Here is a 19584-nt window from a genome sequence, read left to right on the forward strand (position 1 = left end):
ATGCCGGATTCAGAGCCTATTCACGACAATCCGCGCAACACGGCCAATCTGCCGGCCGTGGTGACGCCCGGCGAGGTGATGCGCCCGACCGCGGAAGGCTGGCTGCTGCGCGCCATCCGCACGCTGTTCGGCTGGAAGGCCGGATCGGTGCGCGACGACCTCCAGGTCGTGCTCGATGCGACCACGCCCGACGACACCGGCTTCTCGGCGGTCGAGCGCACCATGCTGCGCAACATCCTCGGCCTGCACGAGCGCCGCATCGCCGACGTCATGGTGCATCGCGCCGACATCGTCGCGGTGAAGCGCGACATCCCGCTCGGCGAGCTGATGGACCGCTTCGAGAGCGCCGGCCATTCGCGCCTCGTGGTCTACAACGAGACGCTCGACGATCCCGTCGGCATCGTCCACATCCGCGACCTGCTCGCGTTCATGACCGCGCGTGCGCGCGTGTCGGAAGCCGCCAAGACCAAGCGCAAGAAGCCGCTGCCGGCCGGGCTCGACCTGCGCGCGGTCGACCTCGCATTGCCGCTGGAGGATGCGCGCATCATCCGCAAGCTGCTCTACGTGCCGCCGTCGATGCGGGCGATCGACCTGCTCGCGCAGATGCAGGCGACGCGCATCCATCTGGCGCTGGTCGTCGACGAATATGGCGGCAGCGACGGGCTGGTTTCGCTGGAAGACATCGTCGAGCAGATCGTCGGCGAGATCGACGACGAGCACGACAGCGACGAGCCGCCGTCGATCGTGCGCCTGCCCGACAACGCCTTCATCGCCGATGCCCGCGCCAGCCTCGACGACGTCCGCACCGTGATCGGTGAGGACTTCGTCACCGGCGAGGCCGGCGAGGAAGTGGAGACGCTGGGCGGCTATCTCGTCAGCTTCGTCGGACGCCTGCCGGTGCGCGGCGAGGTGATCTCGGGCCCCGGCCATTACGAGGTCGAGGTGCTCGATGCCGATCCGCGCCGCGTCAAGCGGCTGCGCATCTCGACACGCAAGGAACGGCCCGCCCCGCGCACCCAGCGCGAAAGCCGCCGCCGCGAGGCCACGCCGGACGGCAGTCAGCCGCCGGCCAGTGACACACCCACCCCGCCGCCGAGCGAGGGGACCGGCCAGCAGTGAGCGCGCTCCAGCGACTTCGGCAGATCGCGCTTGCCATCATCCTCACCTGGGGCTGGAAGCGCGCGCTCATCACCATGGCGGCCGGCGCATTGTCGGTGCTGGCATTGGCGCCGTTCAATATCTTCCCGGTACTGTTCATTACTTTTCCAGTGCTGGTCTGGCTGATCGACGGCGCCAGCGCGGGACGCTATGGCGGCGTGCCCGCCGCGGCGCTGACCGGCTACTGGTTCGGGCTCGGCTATTTCGTTCCCGGCCTCTACTGGATCGGCTACGCCTTCTTCGTCGACGCCGACGTGTTCGCCTGGCTGACGCCGTTCGCGGTGCTGGGCCTGCCGGCCTATCTCTCCATCTTCACGGCGATGGGCTTTGCGCTCGCGCGCCTGCTCTGGACCAAGAACGCCACGCGCGTGCTCGCGCTCGCGGCAAGCCTCACCATCAGCGAATGGCTGCGCGGTCACGCGCTGACCGGCTTCCCATGGAACACGTTCGGCTATGCGCTGTCCGAGCCGCTGCCGCTGGCGCAGACGGCGTCGCTGATCGGGCTGTGGGGCATGACGTTCCTGGCGGTTGCGATCTTCGCGAGCCCCGCGACGCTGATCGACCGCACGCCCGACCGCCGCCTGCAATGGCGCGTGCCGGCGGCGGCGATTGCGCTCCTGATCGTCATGGCCATCTTCGGCGCGGTCCGGCTGTCGCTGCATCCGACCACGATGGTCGCGGGCACCAAGCTGCGGCTGATGCAGCCGGACCTGCAGCAGGACGCGAAATTCAACTACGCCGCCAAGGCGGAGGTGATGAAGAAATACCTCGCGCTGTCGGACCGCGCCTCGGGGCCGCAATCGACCGGCGTACGCGATGCCACCATCCTGATCTGGCCGGAATCCGCCTTTCCGTTCTTCCTGACCCGCGAAGCCGACGCGATGGCGCAGATCGCCGAGCTGCTGCCGAAGGGCACGGTGCTGATCACGGGTTCGGTGCGCGCGCCCGATTTGCCGCGCGGGGTGCCGGTCACGCGCGCCTACAATTCGATCTATGTGATCGATCACGACGGCAGCGTGCTCTCGGTCTACGACAAGCTGCATCTCGTGCCGTTCGGCGAATTCCTGCCCTATCAGGACCTGATGGAGAAGCTCGGCTTCGAGCAACTCACGCGCGTGCGCGGCGGCTTCATTCCCGGAACTATGCGACATGCACTTTCGGTACCGGGCGCGCCGAGCGCACTGCCGCTGATCTGCTACGAAGCCATCTTTCCCGGCGAGGTTGCCGGACGCAACGAGCGTCCGGGCTGGATCGTGAACCTCACCAATGACGGCTGGTTCGGCATCTCGACCGGTCCCTATCAGCATCTGGAGCAGGCGCGGATGCGCGCGATCGAGCTCGGACTGCCGCTGGTGCGCTCCGCCAATACCGGCGTCTCTGCGGTGATCGATCCGGTCGGGCGAACGATTGCCAGCCTCGGTCTCGGAATCGAAGGCATTTTGGATGCAAGCCTGCCCGCCGCGATCCCGCCGACCGTCTATGCGCGCGTCGGCGATGTGCCCGCAGCGATGCTCGTCGCGTTGGCGGTATTTCTGGCGCTGCGCCGCCGTGTTGCCAAGCGGCACCCCTGATCGCACCGTCGCCGCCTGCCCCGGCGGAATCCTTTGACAACCGTAGTCCCACGGTTGACAGACTGCACGCGGGTTCCCCATTCTGCACTGGCTGCGAAAGACAGCTGTGCATTGCTAAATTTCTCCGCAATGTGACCCAATAACAGGGTTTGATTTTGACGATGCTGGCACCTGAGGCAACTTCTCGATTGCGCTGAAGGTGGTGTTTGGAGGCTGAGGAAATGTCGAAAGCGCCCAACCCTGTTGACAAATATGTCGGCAGTCGCGTGCGTATGCGCCGCATCATGTTGGGCATGAGCCAGGAAAAGCTCGGTGAAGCTTTGGGCCTGACTTTCCAGCAGATTCAGAAGTACGAGAAGGGCACCAACCGCGTCGGCGCGAGCCGCATCCAGCAGATCGCGGAGATCCTCCAGGTGCCGGTGTCGTTCCTGTTCGAGGGCGGCCCGAGCGGCGTGCCGGGGCCGGACGGCTTCAGCGAAGGCGCTTCGCCCTCTTACGTCTCCGACTTCCTCGCGACCTCCGAAGGTCTCGCGCTGACCAAGGCGTTCACCCGAATCACCGATTCGAAGATGCGCCGCTCGATCGTCGATCTCGTCGAGCAGATCGCCGCGCGCGAAGGCCCCGACAAGCGCTGAGGCGCCGACTCGATCCGATTTGAGACTGCGCGAAATCTGGCCTATGTCGTCATTTGCGGCCGCGTTTTGCTGCGCGCCCTTTCCGATGATGCAGTTCGAAGGCACAGATGCGTTCATGACCAGCGCCAATTGGTTCGATACCAAAACTATTCTCGATGGCATCCGCCGCTGGGTGGAGATCGAGACGCCGACGGATTCGCCTGAACAGGTCAACCGGCTGATGTCGTTGGTCGCGGATCAGCATCGCGATCTGTCCGTCACGCTCGAACGCGTCGCCGGCATCGACGGCTGCGGCGATCATCTCATCGCGCGTTCGGCGTGGGGGCAGGATCAGCCGGGCATCCTGGTCCTCAGTCATCTCGATACCGTTCACCCCATGGGCTTCATCGAGCGTCTGCCGTTCAAGGTCGAAGGCGACAGCGCATTCGGCCCCGGCATCTACGACATGAAGGGCGGCGCCTACATCGCCCATCACGCGTTTCGCGCGCTTTGCGCCGATGGCAATCGCTCACCGCTCGGCATCACGCATGTCTTCACCTCCGACGAGGAGATCGGCAGCCCGACCTCGCGTGCGCTGATTGAGAAGGAGGGACGCAAGGCCAAATACGTGCTGGTGACCGAGCCGGCGCGCGAAGGCGGCAAGATCGTCACCGGGCGCAAGGGCGTCGGACGCTTCCGCGTGCTCATCAAGGGCGTGCCTGCGCATGCCGGTACGCGGCCCCAGGACGGCCGCAGTGCCGTCCGCGAGCTCGCCAACGTGATTCTCGCGCTCGAAGGCATGAACGATCTGACGCGCGGCGTCACCGTGAATGTCGGCGTGGCGCGCGGCGGAACGCGCCCCAACGTGACGCCGGAAGAAGCTTATGCCGAGGTCGATCTGCGCGTGCCGAGCTTTGCCGACGCGGACGAATTCGTCGGCAAGATCCTCGGACTGACCTCGAAGACCGAAGGCGTCACCGTCACGGTCACGGGCGAGCTCAATCGTCCGCCCTACGAGAAGAGCAATGCCGGTGCCTCGCTGTACGAGCATGCCAAGACGCTCGCCGCCGAAATCGGCTTCGAGCTGATCGACACGCACACCGGCGGCGGCTCGGACGGCAATTTCACCGCCGCGCACACCGCAACGCTCGACGGCCTCGGCGTCGACGGCAAGGGCGCGCACACTCATTATGAGCAGCTCTATGTCTCCTCGCTCGCGCCGCGCGCGCGGCTGCTCCATCGGCTGTACCAGACGCTGCGATGAGTGAACGCAAGTCAGATCCCGATCGCGACGACAGCGAGCGCGCCTTCTTCGGGCGCCGCAAGGGCCACAAGCTGCGGCAGCACCAAGCCGAGCTGATCGATCAGCTGCTGCCGCACCTCGCGCTCGACATTGATGGTGAAGCGCCGGCGGATGCCGCGGAGATCTTCGATCCCGCGGCAGACGATGTGCGGCTCGAGATCGGCTTCGGCGGCGGCGAGCATCTCGCGGCCGAAGCGCAGCACTTCGCGACGACCGGCTTCATCGGCTGCGAGCCCTATGTCAACGGCATGGCCAAGATCCTCGCGCAGATCGAGGCTGCCAATATTTCCAACATCCGCCTGTTCGCCGGAGATGCCGCCGAGCTCCTGGCCTGGCTGCCGCGGGCTTCGCTGTCGCGGATCGACCTGATCCATCCCGATCCCTGGCCGAAGCGGCGGCACTGGAAGCGGCGCTTCGTCCAGGACAGAACGATCGCCGCGATGGCGCGCGTGCTGAAGCCTGGCGGCGAATTCCGCTTCGTCTGCGACATCGATGATTACTGCGCCTGGACGCTGTCGCATCTGGCGCGCTCTTCCGATTTCGTCTGGCTTGCCGAACGCGCCGACGATTTCCGCGAGCCATGGGCCGGCTACACCATGACGCGCTACGGCCGGAAGGCCGCGCGCGAGGGGCGCAAGGCGGCGTACTTGCGGTTCAGGCGAGTTTAGATCGTCTGCCGGTTGCGCCAGAAATTGACGACGCGCTCGGCCGTCGCCGGCATCAGGCGGGTGAAGTTGGTGCGCGCCGCCTCGATGTCGGCATCGGCCGGCGTGCGGTGCGGGCCGTACCAGAGCAGGACCAGCGCGCGCACCGTGGGCCAGCCCAGGTTCAGCATGCGGCCCAGCACCAGGATCGGATCGTAGCGGTCGCCCCCGATCAGGCGGTCGAGGATCGAGAGCCGGACGCCGGACATCGCCGAGAGCGAAGCGATCGATTCCTCGTATTTGTTCGCCTTGGCGAAGCCGAGCAGCGCGCTCTCGCCGAGATGACCCTCGCGGTGCAGCGCGAGCACGGTGCGCTGCGCGCCGGAAAAATCGCGGCGCGGCCCCGGCGGCAGCGCCGCCTCCTCGATCGCGGCCATGGCGCGCTTGATCTCGACTTGACGCGCGGGATTGACCACGGTGGACAGACGGCGGCGGATGACGTCGAGCGTGCCGTCGAGGAGCTCCTTCAGCTGCTCGCCCGAGAGGTCGCTGCGCTGGCCGATCTTGAGCGTGAGCACGCCGTCCTGGGCCGCGCGCCTGACCAGCTCGGAATAGCTGCCGGGCGAGAACACCGCGCCGGCATTGCCCGCGGCGCGACGCACCACGTCGCGATCGCCGCGCTCGATCAGCACGTCGGTGATGACGGAAGACAAAGCCGGGCGCTCCGTCATCGCCAGCAGATGGCCCTGGCCCTTCAGCCGCGCGATCTCGACCAGAGCGGCGTCGTCGAGCACGGGCGAGCGGCGCAGCACGGGGCCGGCCACCATGATCTCGTTTTCGCGTGCGAGCTGGTTGACCAGATGTGGCGGCGCATTGTTCAGGCGCGAGAAGCGCTCGGCGAGATCGACCCGCGAGGCGAGCTCGGCATGGGGGACGAGATCGATCAGGAGATTGTCGAAGAGATCGATCAGCTCGGGACGGAGCCTTTCGGGATCCTGGAAGAACAGGTCGGAGATGGCGCGCGCGATCTCGCCACGACGCCTGGGGTCGCCGCGTTTGACGATATCGTCCAGTCCAGGAATGAGCGACGTGGCAACGGTCATGAAAACGCAAACTCGTACAGGGCACGCCGCGGGTGCGCCCTTGGTCCAAGCCGCCCCACAATCAGGGAATCTAGGCCTGCTTCATGAAAGAAGCGTTGCCTTGAGGGGCCGCGAACCGGGCGCAAAAAGCCTCCTCGCCGCTGCGATGGGCCTTGTCCGGGGCAGCGGAAAGGGCTATATCAGCGCTAATTCATCTTCTCATACGATCCGCGTAGTGAGAGTGGGCCCGAAAGGACCCGCTCTTTTTTATTACCTGAGCGCGGCTTGGCGGAAGATGCGGGCCCGGCGCGCTGTCGGGAAAGTTCCAAAGCGGGCTTTGTTAACCAAGCCTTAACCCAAGCATTAACCAACGAGCGCCTTGATCCCTGCGATGACCGAACCGACCACTGGTTCCACCGATGCCGAGTTGCTGGCCGAGCCGAGGCTCGTGGTCGAGCCGGGCGTGGCGGCACGGGTGTCTGCGGTCGCAACGCCTGTGCTCGAAGGCATGGGCTACCGTCTGGTGCGGATCCGCATCTCCGGCGAGGCCGGCTGCACCGTGCAGATCATGGCCGAGCGGCCGGACGGATCGATGCAGCTCGAGGATTGCGAGGCGATCTCGCGGGCCCTGTCGCCCGTGCTCGACGTCGCCGATCCCATCGACCGCGCCTACCGGCTGGAAATCTCATCGCCGGGCATCGACCGTCCGCTGGTGCGCCGTTCCGACTTCGAGCGCTTTTCCGGGCATCTGGTGAAGATCGAGATGGCTGTCGCCCATGAGGGGCGGAAGCGGTTCCGTGGCGCGCTCGGCGCTGTCGAGGGCGACCGCGTGCATTTGCACCGCGACGACGTCAAGGCCGGCGACAATCCCGACGTCCTCCTGACGATGGAGGATATCGGCGAGGCACGCCTGGTGCTAACCGACGAGCTGATTGCGGAATCCATGCGCCGCGGCAAGGCCGAGGAGCGGCAAATGCGCCGGGATCTCGGCCTGGAACCGCCGCAAGCACCGCACGCCAAGATCAGCGAGAAGACCACCAAGAATACCAGGCCGAAGAAGAAGCCGGCCCCGACCAATACCAAGAAGCATCGCCTGGCCGCCGAACGCGCGCGGCGTGGCGAGATCGAGCCTGACGAAGGAGACTAGCCATGGCAGTCAGCGCCAATCGACTTGAACTGCTCCAGATCGCCGACGCGGTTGCGCGCGAGAAATCGATCGACCGCGGCATCGTCATCGCAGCGATGGAGGACGCCATCGCCAAGGCGGCGCGCGCCCGTTACGGCAGCGAGACCGACGTTCATGCCGAGATCGACCCGAAGAAGGGCGAGCTGCGGCTGTCGCGCCACATGCTGGTGGTCGACAAGGTCGAAAACCATTCCAACCAGATCTCGCTGGTCGACGCGCAGCGCGCCAATCCCGGCGCCCAGGTCGGCGACACCATCGCCGACACCCTGCCGCCGCTGGAATATGGCCGCATCGCCGCGCAGTCGGCCAAGCAGGTGATCGTGCAGAAGGTGCGCGAGGCCGAGCGTGACCGGCAGTATCAGGAATTCAAGGACCGCATCGGCGACATCGTCAACGGCGTCGTCAAGCGCGTCGAATATGGCAGCGTGATCGTCGATCTCGGCCGTGGCGAAGCCATCATCCGCCGCGACGAGATGCTGCCGCGCGAAGTGTTCCGCAACGGCGACCGCGTCCGCGCCTACATCTTCGACGTCCGCCGCGAGACGCGCGGCCCGCAGATCTTCCTGTCGCGCACCCATCCGCAGTTCATGGCAAAGCTGTTCGCGCAGGAAGTGCCTGAGATCTATGACGGCATCGTCGAGATCAAGGCGGTGGCCCGCGATCCGGGCTCGCGCGCGAAAATCGGCGTGATTTCCCGCGATTCCTCGGTCGATCCGGTCGGCGCCTGCGTCGGTATGCGCGGCTCGCGCGTGCAGGCCGTGGTGAACGAATTGCAGGGCGAGAAGATCGACATCATCCCGTGGTCGCCCGACATCGCGACCTTCGTGGTCAACGCGCTGGCGCCCGCCGAAGTCTCCAAGGTCGTCATCGACGAGGACCGCGAGCGCATCGAGGTCGTGGTGCCCGACACCAACAACCAGCTCTCGCTGGCGATCGGCCGTCGCGGCCAGAACGTGCGTTTGGCCTCGCAGCTCACCGGCTGGGACATCGATATCCTGACCGAGCAGGAGGAATCGGAGCGCCGCCAGGCCGACTTCGAGAACTCCACCCGCGTCTTCATGGAATCGCTCAACGTCGACGAAGTGGTCGGCCAGCTGCTGGCGTCCGAAGGCTTCACCTCGGTCGAGGAACTCGCGATGGTGGACCTCAAGGAACTCGCCAGCATCGAAGGCTTCGACGAGGAGACCGCGCAGGAGCTCCAGAGCCGTGCCCGCGAATATCTCGAGCAGCAGGAAGCCGAGATCGAGGCGAGGCGCAAGGAGCTGGGCGTCGAGGACGCCGTCAAGGACGTGCCCGGTGTGACCTCGAAGATGCTGGTGAAGTTCGGCGAGAACGACATCAAGACGGTCGACGACCTCGCCGGCTGCGCCACCGACGATCTGGTCGGCTGGAACGAGCGCAAGGAAGGCGGCGAGCAGACCAAGCATCCGGGTGCGCTCGACGGGATCGACATCTCCCGTGACGATGCCGAAGCGATGATCATGCAGGCCCGCGTCAAGGCCGGCTGGATCACCGAGGCCGATCTCGCCAAGCCTGCTGAAGAGGCCGAGGCGACCGAAGATCAGCCGGCTTAAGGACGAAGGAGAATGTCGCCCGGATGCTCGCAGACACTGCTCACGAACTTGACCATGGACCGCGGACCGAAAGGTCCGCGACCATGCGCATGTGCGCGGTCAATCGCGAGGTCCGGCCGATCGACGAGCTGATCCGCTTCGTCGTATCCCCTGACGGGCAGATAGTTCCCGATCTCAAGCGCAAGCTGCCCGGGCGGGGCATGTGGATCACCGCCTCGCGCGAGGCGGTTGCGGAAGCCGTCCGGCGTCACCAATTTAGCAAAGCCTTCAAGCGCGAGCTGCGCACCCCTCAGACGCTTCCAGCCGATATCGAGGCGCTCCTGGTTCGGAGCGTGACGGAAGCCCTTGGGATCGCCGCCAAGGCGGGCCAGGTCGTGGCCGGCTTCGGCAAGGTCGAAAGCGCGCTTCGGGAAGGCACGGTCGAGGCCCTGATCCACGCCAGCGACGGGGCCGCGGACGGAATCCGCAAATTGGACACGCTGGCGCGTCAAAATGCCGGAAATCGCGGCGCCAAGCCGCCGATTCCCGTCGTCACCGCACTGAAATCGGTAGAATTGGATTTGGCACTAACCCGGTCAAATGTGATACATGCTGCCCTGCTCGCGGGCCCGGCGAGCAAGTCATTCCTGTCGCGTAGCCAGATGCTGGTCCGATACCGGATGGCGGACGCTGACAAGACTGCCGAAAAGCCCGGCCAGGATTTCTGAAAGACAACGACGACCCGATAGGACGGTGCGGGAACGCACACCATTAACAAGATCAGGATTAGGACTGCTGAATGGTTGATACCAAGACCCCTGGCGACAAGAAGCTGAGCGTTCCGAGCAAGACGCTATCGCTCAAGCCGCGCGTCGAAACGGGCACTGTGCGCCAGAGCTTCAGCCATGGCCGCAGCAAGCAGGTCGTGGTCGAGAAGCGCGGCAAGCGCCGCATCGACGGCACCCCTGAGCCGCAGACTGCCGAGGCGCCGAAGCCCGCGCCGGCTGCGCCCGCACCCGCACCAGTACGCCCGGCGCCGCCGCGCAACGCCGGCTCCGGCGTGGTGCTGCGCACGCTGACCGAGGACGAACGTTCGGCCCGCGCCAGCGCGCTGGCCGACGCCAAGCTGCGCGAAGTCGAGGAACGCCGCCAGGCCGAGGAAGAGGCCCAGCGCCGTGCCGTCCGCGAAGCTGCCGAACGCGCCGAGCGCGAGGCGGCCGAATCCCGCCGCAAGGCCGAGGAAGAGCGTCACCGTCACGAGGACGAGGCCAAGCGCAAGGCCGAGACCGAAGCCAAGAAGCGTTTTGGCGAAGGCGAGCAGCCGGCCGCTGCCCGCCCCGCAGCTGCTGCGGCCCCGGCCGCTCCGGCGCCGCGTTCCGGCGTGCCCGCAGCGCGGCCCGGCGCTCCCGCCACCACGGCACGCCCGGGAACCACGACTGCACGTCCCGGAACGACCACGCCGCGTCCGGCCGGCGGCGGCCCGCTCGGCCGCGCCCCCGCGGTCGCAGCCGGTCCCGACGAGGATGACGGTCCGCGCCAGATCCGTCGCGGTCCCGGTGGTGCTGCACGTCCTGCGGCAGCGCCCAAGACCACGCACAAGCCCGGCCCGCAGAAGGAGCGCGGCCGCCTGACCGTCGTCACGGCGCTCAATGCCGACGAGGTGCGCGAGCGCTCGATCGCATCGTTCCGCCGCCGCACCCAGCGCCTGAAGGGTCACGCCTCGAACGAGCCGAAGGAAAAGCTCATCCGCGAGGTGACGATCCCGGAAGCGATCACGATCCAGGAACTCGCCAACCGCATGTCCGAGCGCGCGGTCGACGTCATCCGCATGCTGATGAAGCAGGGCGCGATGCACAAGATCACCGACGTGATCGACGCCGACACCGCGCAGCTGATCGCCGAGGAGCTCGGCCACACCGTCAAGCGCGTTGCCGCCTCCGACGTCGAGGAAGGCCTGTTCGACCAGGTCGACGATTCCACCGACACCGAGACGCGTTCGCCCGTGGTGACCGTGATGGGCCACGTCGACCACGGCAAGACCTCGCTGCTCGACGCGCTCCGTCATGCCAACGTGGTCTCCGGCGAAGCCGGCGGCATCACCCAGCATATCGGCGCCTATCAGGTGTCCTCGCCCGAAACCGGCAAGAAGATCACCTTCATCGACACGCCCGGCCACGCCGCGTTCACCGCGATGCGCGCCCGCGGCGCCAAGGTCACCGACATCGTCGTGCTGGTGGTTGCGGCCGACGACGGCGTGATGCCGCAGACGGTGGAAGCCATCAACCACGCCAAGGCGGCAGGCGTGCCGATCATCGTTGCCATCAACAAGATCGACAAGCCCGACGCCAAGCCCGAGCGCGTGCGCACCGAGCTGCTCCAGCACGAGGTGCAGGTGGAATCCTTCGGCGGCGACGTCGTCGACGTCGAGGTGTCCGCCAAGAACAAGACCAATCTCGACAAGCTGCTCGAGATGATCGCGCTCCAGGCCGAAATCCTCGACCTCAAGACCAATTCGGAGCGTCCGGCCGAAGGCACCGTGATCGAAGCCAAGCTCGATCGCGGCCGTGGTCCGGTCGCAACCGTACTGGTCCAGCGCGGCACGCTCCGTGTCGGCGACATCATCGTCGCCGGCGCCGAGATGGGCCGCGTCCGCGCGCTGATCTCCGATCAGGGCGAGACCGTGCAGGAAGCCGGCCCCTCGGTGCCGGTCGAAGTGCTCGGCTTCAACGGTCCGCCGGAAGCCGGCGATCGTCTCGCCGTGGTCGAGAACGAAGCCCGCGCCCGCCAGGTCACCAGCTACCGCGCGCACCAGAAGCGCGAGAACGCGGCAGCCTCGATCTCCGGCATGCGCGGCTCGCTCGAGCAGATGATGTCGCAATTGAAGACGGCGGGCCGCAAGGAGTTCCCGCTGATCGTCAAGGCCGACGTGCAGGGCTCGCTGGAAGCGATCCTCGGCTCGCTGGAGAAGCTCGGCACCGACGAGGTCGCAGCCCGCATCCTGCATGCCGGCGTCGGCGGTATCTCGGAATCCGACGTGACGCTCGCCGAAGGCTTCAACGCCGCGATCATCGGCTTCTCGGTTCGTGCCAACAAGGAAGCCGCTGCGGCCGCCAAGCGCAACGGCATCGAGATCCGCTACTACAACATCATCTACGACCTCGTGGACGACGTGAAGAAGGCGATGAGCGGTCTGCTCGCGCCGACCTTGCGCGAAACCATGCTGGGCAATGCCGAGATCCTGGAGATCTTCAACATCTCCAAGGTCGGCAAGGTGGCCGGCTGCCGCGTCACCGACGGCACCGTGGAACGCGGCGCCAATGTGCGCCTGATCCGCGACAACGTCGTCGTGCACGAAGGCAAGCTGTCGACGCTGAAGCGCTTCAAGGACGAAGTGAAGGAGGTCCAGTCCGGTCAGGAATGCGGCATGGCCTTCGAGAACTATCACGACATGCGTGCCGGTGACGTCATCGAGTGTTATCGCGTGGAGACGATCCAGCGCTCCCTGTAAGTCCAAATCTTACCGAAGCGCCCGGATCTTTTTGAGCTGAAATTGCGGGAGTGCGATGGCCGGATTTTTTCCGGCCATCCGCGCCTCATTCGTTTCAACAGGACAAATGACAATGCTCGTGTCCCAAACACGGGCACGACGAGGTGATTTTCGACGATGCCGCGCCACCACCAGAAGAAGAGTTCCGCGCCCGGCGGCTCGCAGCGTCAGCTGCGCGTCGGCGAGCAGGTTCGCCATGCGATGGCCGAGATTCTGGCGCAAGGCAATGTGCATGATGCGGACCTCGAAGGTCACATCATCACCGTGCCGGAGGTACGGATGTCGCCAGACCTGAAGCTCGCGACAGTCTATGTGATGCCGCTCGGTGGCCGCGACACCGAGATCGTGATTGCTGCGCTCGAGCGCAACAAGAAGTTCCTGCGCGGCGAAGTCGCGCGGCGCGTTAACCTGAAATTTGCACCTGACATTCGTTTCCGCGTCGACGAGCGATTCGACGAAGCGGAACGGATCGAGAAGCTTTTGCGAACACCTGCGGTGCAGAAGGACCTTGAACAGGATCCGGATTCGGATCGGGAAGAAGAGCAATGACGATGGACCCCGTACACGGCACGATCGGCGGCAACGATGCCGATCAGCGCGACGTGACGAAAAATAATTTTGCGGATCTCGGCGGCAATTCCCAGCCGCATCAGGAGCCGCGCCGCGTCAACAACGACCCGCGCGCCAGGCAGCAGAAGGGCAACCAGCCGCGCCGCGACCGCCGCGACGTCCACGGCTGGGTCGTGCTCGACAAGCCGATTGGCATGACCTCGACGCAGGCCGTTGCGGTGCTCAAGCGCCTGTTCAACGCCAAGCGCGCCGGACACGCCGGCACGCTCGACCCGCTCGCCTCGGGCGGCCTGCCCATTGCTCTCGGAGAGGCCACGAAGACCGTTCCCTTCGTCATGGACGGCCGCAAGCGCTACCAGTTCACCGTGTGCTGGGGCGAGGAGCGCGATACCGACGACATCGAGGGCCGCGTCACCGCGACCTCCGACCAGCGCCCGACCCGGGAGGCCATCCTGGCGCTGCTGCCCCGCTTCACCGGGGTGATCGAGCAGATCCCGCCCCGCTATTCCGCGATCAAGGTCCAGGGCGAGCGGGCCTATGACCTCGCCCGCGACGGCGAGGTCGTGGAACTGGCGCCCCGCCCGGTCGAAATTCACCATTTAGCTCTTGTAGATCAACCAGATAACGACCGGGCCGTGTTCGAGGCCGAATGCGGCAAGGGCACCTATGTCCGGGCGTTGGCCCGCGATATGGGCCGGATTCTCGGCACTTTCGGCCATATCTGCGCGCTGCGGCGGACCCTGGTCGGCCCATTTGACGAAAACGACATGATTCCGCTGGATCAGTTGGAGGCTTTGTGCGATAGAGCCGCGTCCGGCGAGGGCAGCCTCGCCGACGCGCTTATGCCCGTTGAGACCGCGCTGGACGACATCCCGGCACTGGCCGTCACTCGGGCTGATGCGGCAAGGCTCCATCGGGGCCAAGCCGTTTTGTTGCGCGGACGGGATGCGCCCACTTGTAGCGGCACAGTCTATGTCACGGTGGCAGGCCGTCTTTTGGCGCTTGCTGAAGTCGGCAATGGCGAAATCATCCCCAAGCGTGTGTTCAACCTGACCGGCCTGACTGCCAGCCCCGGTCGCAACGAGAGAAATTGACGATGTCGATTGCCGCAGAACGCAAAGCGGAAGTCATCAAGACGAATGCCACCAAGGCCGGCGACACCGGCTCGCCCGAGGTTCAGGTCGCGATCCTGTCGGAACGCATCAACAACCTGACCAACCATTTCAAGACCCACGTGAAGGACAACCATTCGCGTCGCGGCCTCTTGAAGCTGGTCTCGACCCGCCGCTCGCTCCTCGACTACCTCAAGAAGAAGGACGAGGCGCGGTACAAGGCGCTGCTCGAGAAGCACAACATTCGTCGTTAAGTGTTCCTGCGCGCGCCATTGGCGCGCGTTTTCGCGTGGTTTCGAACGAAAGCACTTATTTAAAGGTTTTTGATCGAGGCTGCGTGCGCGTCGGATGCAGGCCCAAAGCGCGATAAGAATCGCACTTTGGATTGTTGTTTGAGCATGATCTTTCCGGAAAGCCCGCTTCGCACTTTTCCGGATCATGCTCGAGTGACGGCAAGCATCCGAGGCACGATCGGCGAGGACCGCGGTTCGGTGTTCGCGTTCGTGCCGACTGACAGTCCAGCAGCAATCCGGCGGCTGGGCACAACGGGCAAGGCGCCCGTATGACCCGAAAGGATGGACGCCATCCGACATCCAAAAACCATGGCAGGATCGCAGGACGCTGATCGCCCGCTTCGATCAGCGTCCCGCAATCTTGCGCATGGTTTTTGTTTTTCGAGCGCCGTCCCTTCTTTCGAGAACCCATGAAAGAAGACCTCTATGTTCAATAAGCATTCAGTCGAGATCGACTGGGGCGGACGCCCTCTCAAGCTGGAAACCGGCAAGATCGCGCGCCAGGCCGACGGCGCCGTCATCGCCACCTATGGCGAGACCGTGGTGCTCGCCACCGTCGTCGCGGCGAAGGCGCCGCGCGAGGGCGTCGACTTCCTGCCGCTGACCGTCGACTACCAGGAGAAGACCTACGCCGCGGGCCGCATTCCCGGCGGCTATTTCAAGCGCGAGGGTCGTCCGACCGAGAAGGAGACGCTGGTCTCCCGCCTGATCGACCGTCCGATCCGCCCGCTGTTCGTCGACGGCTGGCGCAACGAGACCCAGGTGATCGTCACCGTGCTCTCGCACGACATGGAAAACGATCCCGATATCGTCGCGATGGTCGCGGCCTCCGCTGCGCTGACGCTGTCCGGCGCGCCCTTCAAGGGCCCGATCGGCGCCGCCCGCGTCGGTTTTGCCAATGACGAATTCGTCCTCAACCCGACGCTCGACGAGATGGTCGACACCCAGCTCGACCTCGTCGTCGCCGGCACCGCCGACGCCGTGCTGATGGTGGAATCGGAAGCCAAGGAGCTCAACGAAGACGTGATGCTCGGCGCCGTGATGTTCGGCCACCGCCACTTCCAGCCGGTCATCAACGCGATCATCGAGCTCGCCGAGAAGGCCGCCAAGGAGCCGCGCGAAGTTACCGTGATCGACAATTCGGCGATCGAAAAGGAAATGCTCGGGCTGATCGAGCAGGAGCTGCGCGCCGCCTACGCCATCCCGGTGAAGCAGGACCGCTATGCCGCGGTCGGCGTCGCCAAGGAAAAGGTGATGGCCCACTACTTCCCGGAGGGCCAGGAGCCGAAATACGACAAGCTCCGCGTCGCCGGCGTGTTCAAGGAGCTGGAGGCCAAGATCGTCCGCTGGAACATCCTCGACACCGGCAAGCGCATCGACGGCCGCGATTCCAAGACCGTGCGCAACATCGTCGCCGAAGTCGGCGTGCTGCCGCGCGCCCACGGCTCGGCGCTGTTCACCCGCGGTGAGACCCAGGCGATGGTCGTGACCACGCTCGGCACCGGCGAGGACGAGCAGTACATCGACGCGCTGTCCGGGACGTACAAGGAAACGTTCCTGCTGCATTACAACTTCCCGCCCTACTCGGTCGGCGAGACCGGCCGCCTCGGCGGCACCAAGCGCCGCGAGATCGGCCACGGCAAGCTGGCCTGGCGCGCGATCCACCCGGTGCTGCCGCCGCACCACGAGTTCCCCTACACCACGCGCGTGGTGTCGGAGATCACCGAGTCCAACGGCTCCTCGTCGATGGCTTCGGTCTGCGGCGCCTCGCTCGCGCTGATGGACGCCGGCGTGCCCTTGAAGCGGCCGACCGCGGGCATCGCGATGGGCCTGATCCTCGAGGACAAGCGCTTTGCAGTGCTCTCGGACATCCTCGGTGACGAGGACCATCTCGGCGACATGGACTTCAAGGTCGCCGGCACCGAGCAAGGCATCACCTCGCTCCAGATGGACATCAAGATCGAGGGCATCACCGAGGAGATCATGCGCGTCGCCCTTGGCCAGGCCAAGGAAGGCCGCATCCACATCCTCGGCGAGATGGCCAAGGCGCTGACCGCTGCGCGCGCCGAGCTCGGCGAATACGCGCCGCGCATCGAGACCTTCAAGATCCCGACCGACAAGATCCGCGAAGTGATCGGCACCGGCGGCAAGGTGATCCGCGAGATCGTCGAGAAGACCGGCGCCAAGGTCAACATCGAGGACGACGGCACCGTGAAGGTCGCCTCCTCTGACGGCGAGGCGATGAAGGCCGCGATCAAGTGGATCAAGTCGATCGCGTCCGAGCCGGAAGTCGGCCAGATCTATGACGGCACCGTCGTCAAGGTGATGGAGTTCGGCGCCTTCGTGAACTTCTTCGGCTCCAAGGACGGCCTCGTCCACATCAGCCAGCTCGCGGCCAATCGCGTGCAGAAGACCTCCGACGTCGTCAAGGAAGGCGACAAGGTCAAGGTCAAGCTGCTCGGCTTCGACGATCGCGGCAAGACCCGCCTGTCGATGAAGGTGGTCGACCAGACCACCGGCGAGGACCTCGAGGCCAAGGACAAGGCCGCCGAGGGCGAGAAGGCCCCGCGCGAAGCGGCCGGCGAGTAAGCCTCGCCGCTGCATCAGAAACACGAAGGGCGGCCGACAGGCCGCCCTTTTTGTTTGTGTTTGATCCGGGAAAGCTGTGCCACCTCTCCCGCATGCGGGAGAGGTGGAGCGGCACCGCCTCACGCTGCGATGTCGTACCGGTCGAGGTTCATCACCTTGGTCCAGGCCTTGGCGAAGTCCTTGACGAACTTCTCCTTGGAGTCCGAGGTCGCATAGACCTCGGCGAAGGCGCGGAGCTGCGAGTGCGCGCCGAAGATGAGATCGGCGCGGGTGCCGGTCCACTTCACCGCATTGGTCTTGCGGTCGCGTGCCTCGTAGGTGCCGTCAGCCGCCGGCGTCCACTGCGCGCTCATGTCGAGCAGATTGACGAAGAAGTCGTTGCTGAGCGTACCTGCCTTGGCGGTCAGGACGCCGTGCTTCGAACCGTTCGCATTGGCACCGAGCACACGCAGGCCGCCGACCAGCACGGTCAACTCGGGGCCGGTGAGCCTCAGAAGCTGCGCGCGATCGACGAGCGCCTCTTCCTGCTGCAGGAACTGATGCTTCTTGCCGACATAGTTGCGGAAGCCATCGGCCCGGGGCTCGAGCGGCGCGAAGGACTCCGCGTCGGTCTGCTCCTGCGAGGCGTCCATGCGGCCCGGCGTGAAGCCGACCTTCACCTCGACGCCGGCATCCTTGGCGGCCTTCTCGACCGCGGCGGTGCCGCCGAGCACGATCAGGTCCGCAAGCGAGACCTTCTTCGCACCGGTGCTGAACTCTTTCTGGATCGCTTCGAGCTTGCCGAGCACCTTGGAAAGCTGGGCCGGCTGGTTCACCTCCCAATCCTTCTGCGGGGCAAGGCGGATGCGCGCACCATTGGCGCCACCGCGCTTGTCCGAGCCGCGGAACGTCGAGGCCGACGCCCAGGCGGTCGAGACCAGCTCGGAGACCGAGAGGCCCGAAGCCAGGATCTTCGTCTTCAGCGCGGCGATGTCCTGTTCGTTGGCCAGCTCGTGATCCACTGCCGGAATCCGATCCTGCCAGATCAGCGCTTCCTTCGGCACCAACGGGCCGAGATAGCGCTGGATCGGACCCATGTCGCGATGGGTCAGCTTGAACCAGGCGCGGGCAAAGGCATCCGCGAACTGATCGGGGTTTTCCAAGAAGCGACGCGAGATCTTCTCGTAGACTGGATCGAATCGCAGCGAGAGGTCCGTCGTCAGCATTCCGGGAGCGTGACGCTTCGACGAATCGTGCGCATCCGGTACCGTATTGGCGCCCGCACCACCCTTCGGCGTCCATTGGTGTGCACCACCAGGACTCTTGGTCAGTTCCCACTCATACCCGAACAAATTCCAGAAGAAATTGTTGCTCCACTTCGTCGGCGACGAGGTCCACGTCACCTCGAGACCGCTGGTGATGGCATCGCCCGCGCGGCCCGAAGCGTGCTTGCTCTTCCAGCCGAGGCCCTGATCCTCGAGTGCGCCCGCTTCCGGCTCCGGACCAACCAGCGACGGATCACCCGCGCCATGGGTCTTGCCGAAAGTATGACCACCGGCGATCAGCGCGACGGTCTCCTCGTCGTTCATCGCCATGCGGGCGAACGTCTCGCGGATGTCCTTGGCCGCGGCTACCGGATCCGGCTTGCCGTTCGGGCCTTCCGGGTTGACGTAGATGAGGCCCATCTGCACGGCGCCGAGCGGCTCGGCGAGCTGGCGTTCGCCGCTGTAGCGCTCATCGCCGAGCCAGGTGCCTTCCGGACCCCAATAGAGCTCTTCCGGCTCCCACACGTCGGCGCGGCCACCCGCAAAACCGAACGTCTTGAAGCCCATCGATTCCAGCGCGACGTTGCCGGCGAGCACCATCAGATCGGCCCAGGAAAGCTTGCGGCCGTATTTCTGCTTGATCGGCCACAGCAGCCGGCGCGCCTTGTCGAGGTTGGCGTTGTCAGGCCAGCTGTTCAGCGGCGCGAAGCGCTGCTGACCGGCACCGGCGCCGCCGCGGCCATCGGTGATGCGGTAGGTGCCCGCGCTGTGCCAAGCCATGCGGATCATGAGGCCGCCATAGTGACCGAAGTCCGCGGGCCACCACTCCTGCGAATCCGTCATCAGGGCGGTCAGGTCCTTGGTGACCGCATTCAGGTCGAGCGTCTTGAATTCCTTGGCATAGTCGAAGCCCTCGCCCATCGGATCGGACCGATCGGAATTCTTGTGCAGCATCTCGATGCTGAGCTGGGTCGGCCACCAGTCGCGGTTCACGCGCGTGGGTTTTCCGCCCGAAAACGGGCACTTCGAAGTGTCATCCATGATTACCTCCTCTGGTGTCGTCGAACTCGCGCCTTTGACCAGGTAGAACCACTCTAAGCGTCGCCTCCTATCAGGGG

At 65.5% G+C, this 19584-nt stretch carries 16 protein-coding genes; 13 read left to right on the forward strand and 3 right to left on the reverse strand.

Going from position 1 to position 19584, the window contains the following annotated elements; genetic code table 11:
- The 5 genes from AAFG16_RS46550 to trmB all read left to right on the forward strand — a co-directional run bounded on the left by AAFG16_RS46550 (position 1) and on the right by trmB (position 5314).
- Positions 1-1119, forward strand: coding sequence for a hemolysin family protein (locus AAFG16_RS46550; RefSeq protein WP_283082856.1), 1119 nt, complete (start codon positions 1-3; stop codon positions 1117-1119).
- Positions 1116-2729 (forward strand): apolipoprotein N-acyltransferase, encoded by a 1614-nt coding sequence (gene lnt / locus AAFG16_RS46555; protein ID WP_342736064.1) that lies wholly within the window; start codon positions 1116-1118, stop codon positions 2727-2729. The genes AAFG16_RS46550 and lnt overlap by 4 nt, the downstream gene beginning before the upstream one ends.
- Before the next feature lie 221 nt (positions 2730-2950).
- Complete coding sequence (locus AAFG16_RS46560; RefSeq protein ID WP_018319423.1) at positions 2951-3364, forward strand: helix-turn-helix transcriptional regulator; 414 nt, start codon at positions 2951-2953, stop codon at positions 3362-3364.
- An 85-nt stretch (positions 3365-3449) separates the two neighbouring features.
- Positions 3450-4607 (forward strand): M20 family metallopeptidase, encoded by a 1158-nt coding sequence (locus tag AAFG16_RS46565; protein ID WP_283087120.1) that lies wholly within the window; start codon positions 3450-3452, stop codon positions 4605-4607.
- Positions 4604-5314 (forward strand): tRNA (guanosine(46)-N7)-methyltransferase TrmB, encoded by a 711-nt coding sequence (gene trmB, locus AAFG16_RS46570; protein WP_283082858.1) that lies wholly within the window; start codon positions 4604-4606, stop codon positions 5312-5314. The genes AAFG16_RS46565 and trmB overlap by 4 nt, the downstream gene beginning before the upstream one ends.
- Here trmB and AAFG16_RS46575 read toward each other — a convergent pair.
- Positions 5311-6393: a DUF2336 domain-containing protein gene (locus tag AAFG16_RS46575; protein ID WP_342736068.1), complete on the reverse strand. Its 1083-nt coding sequence runs from the start codon at positions 6391-6393 to the stop codon at positions 5311-5313. The two genes, trmB and AAFG16_RS46575, sit on opposite strands and share 4 nt — an antisense overlap.
- Positions 6394-6763: 370 nt before the next feature.
- On the opposite strand from AAFG16_RS46575, the gene rimP reads away from it, so the two are divergent.
- The 4 genes from rimP to infB all read left to right on the forward strand — a co-directional run bounded on the left by rimP (position 6764) and on the right by infB (position 12619).
- Positions 6764-7519: a ribosome maturation factor RimP gene (gene rimP / locus AAFG16_RS46580; protein WP_283082860.1), complete on the forward strand. Its 756-nt coding sequence runs from the start codon at positions 6764-6766 to the stop codon at positions 7517-7519.
- Positions 7520-7521: 2 nt separating this feature from the next.
- Positions 7522-9132 (forward strand): transcription termination factor NusA, encoded by a 1611-nt coding sequence (nusA, locus tag AAFG16_RS46585; protein ID WP_342736070.1) that lies wholly within the window; start codon positions 7522-7524, stop codon positions 9130-9132.
- A gap of 23 nt (positions 9133-9155) precedes the next feature.
- Positions 9156-9839, forward strand: a complete 684-nt coding sequence (locus tag AAFG16_RS46590) for an RNA-binding protein (RefSeq protein WP_283082862.1) — start codon at positions 9156-9158, stop codon at positions 9837-9839.
- A 71-nt stretch (positions 9840-9910) separates the two neighbouring features.
- The gene (gene infB / locus AAFG16_RS46595) at positions 9911-12619 is read left to right on the forward strand and encodes a translation initiation factor IF-2 (protein ID WP_283082863.1); all 2709 of its coding nucleotides are present in this window, start codon (positions 9911-9913) and stop codon (positions 12617-12619) included.
- A gap of 9 nt (positions 12620-12628) precedes the next feature.
- Here infB and AAFG16_RS46600 read toward each other — a convergent pair whose 3' ends face one another.
- Positions 12629-12856, reverse strand: coding sequence for a hypothetical protein (locus AAFG16_RS46600; protein ID WP_342741114.1), 228 nt, complete (start codon positions 12854-12856; stop codon positions 12629-12631).
- Here AAFG16_RS46600 and rbfA point away from each other — a divergent pair.
- The 4 genes from rbfA to pnp all read left to right on the forward strand — a co-directional run bounded on the left by rbfA (position 12776) and on the right by pnp (position 17222).
- On the forward strand, positions 12776-13207 hold the full coding sequence (rbfA, locus tag AAFG16_RS46605; protein WP_025032909.1) for a 30S ribosome-binding factor RbfA: 432 nt from the start codon (positions 12776-12778) through the stop codon (positions 13205-13207). The genes AAFG16_RS46600 and rbfA overlap by 81 nt on opposite strands.
- Positions 13204-14322: a tRNA pseudouridine(55) synthase TruB gene (gene truB, locus AAFG16_RS46610; protein WP_283082865.1), complete on the forward strand. Its 1119-nt coding sequence runs from the start codon at positions 13204-13206 to the stop codon at positions 14320-14322. Before rbfA ends, truB begins: the two co-directional genes overlap by 4 nt.
- Positions 14323-14324: 2 nt before the next feature.
- Entirely contained in the window at positions 14325-14594 is a 270-nt protein-coding gene (gene rpsO, locus AAFG16_RS46615; protein WP_008540131.1) for a 30S ribosomal protein S15, read from the forward strand.
- A 465-nt stretch (positions 14595-15059) separates the two neighbouring features.
- Entirely contained in the window at positions 15060-17222 is a 2163-nt protein-coding gene (gene pnp / locus AAFG16_RS46620) for a polyribonucleotide nucleotidyltransferase (protein WP_342736079.1), read from the forward strand.
- 119 nt (positions 17223-17341) lie between these two features.
- Here the strand turns inward: pnp and katG are convergent, their stop codons facing one another.
- Positions 17342-19507: a catalase/peroxidase HPI gene (gene katG, locus AAFG16_RS46625; RefSeq protein ID WP_342736081.1), complete on the reverse strand. Its 2166-nt coding sequence runs from the start codon at positions 19505-19507 to the stop codon at positions 17342-17344.
- Between the last annotated feature and the right edge of the window lie 77 nt (positions 19508-19584).

It is taken from the genome of Bradyrhizobium sp. B117 (assembly GCF_038969555.1).
Taxonomy (GTDB): Bacteria; Pseudomonadota; Alphaproteobacteria; order Rhizobiales; family Xanthobacteraceae; genus Bradyrhizobium.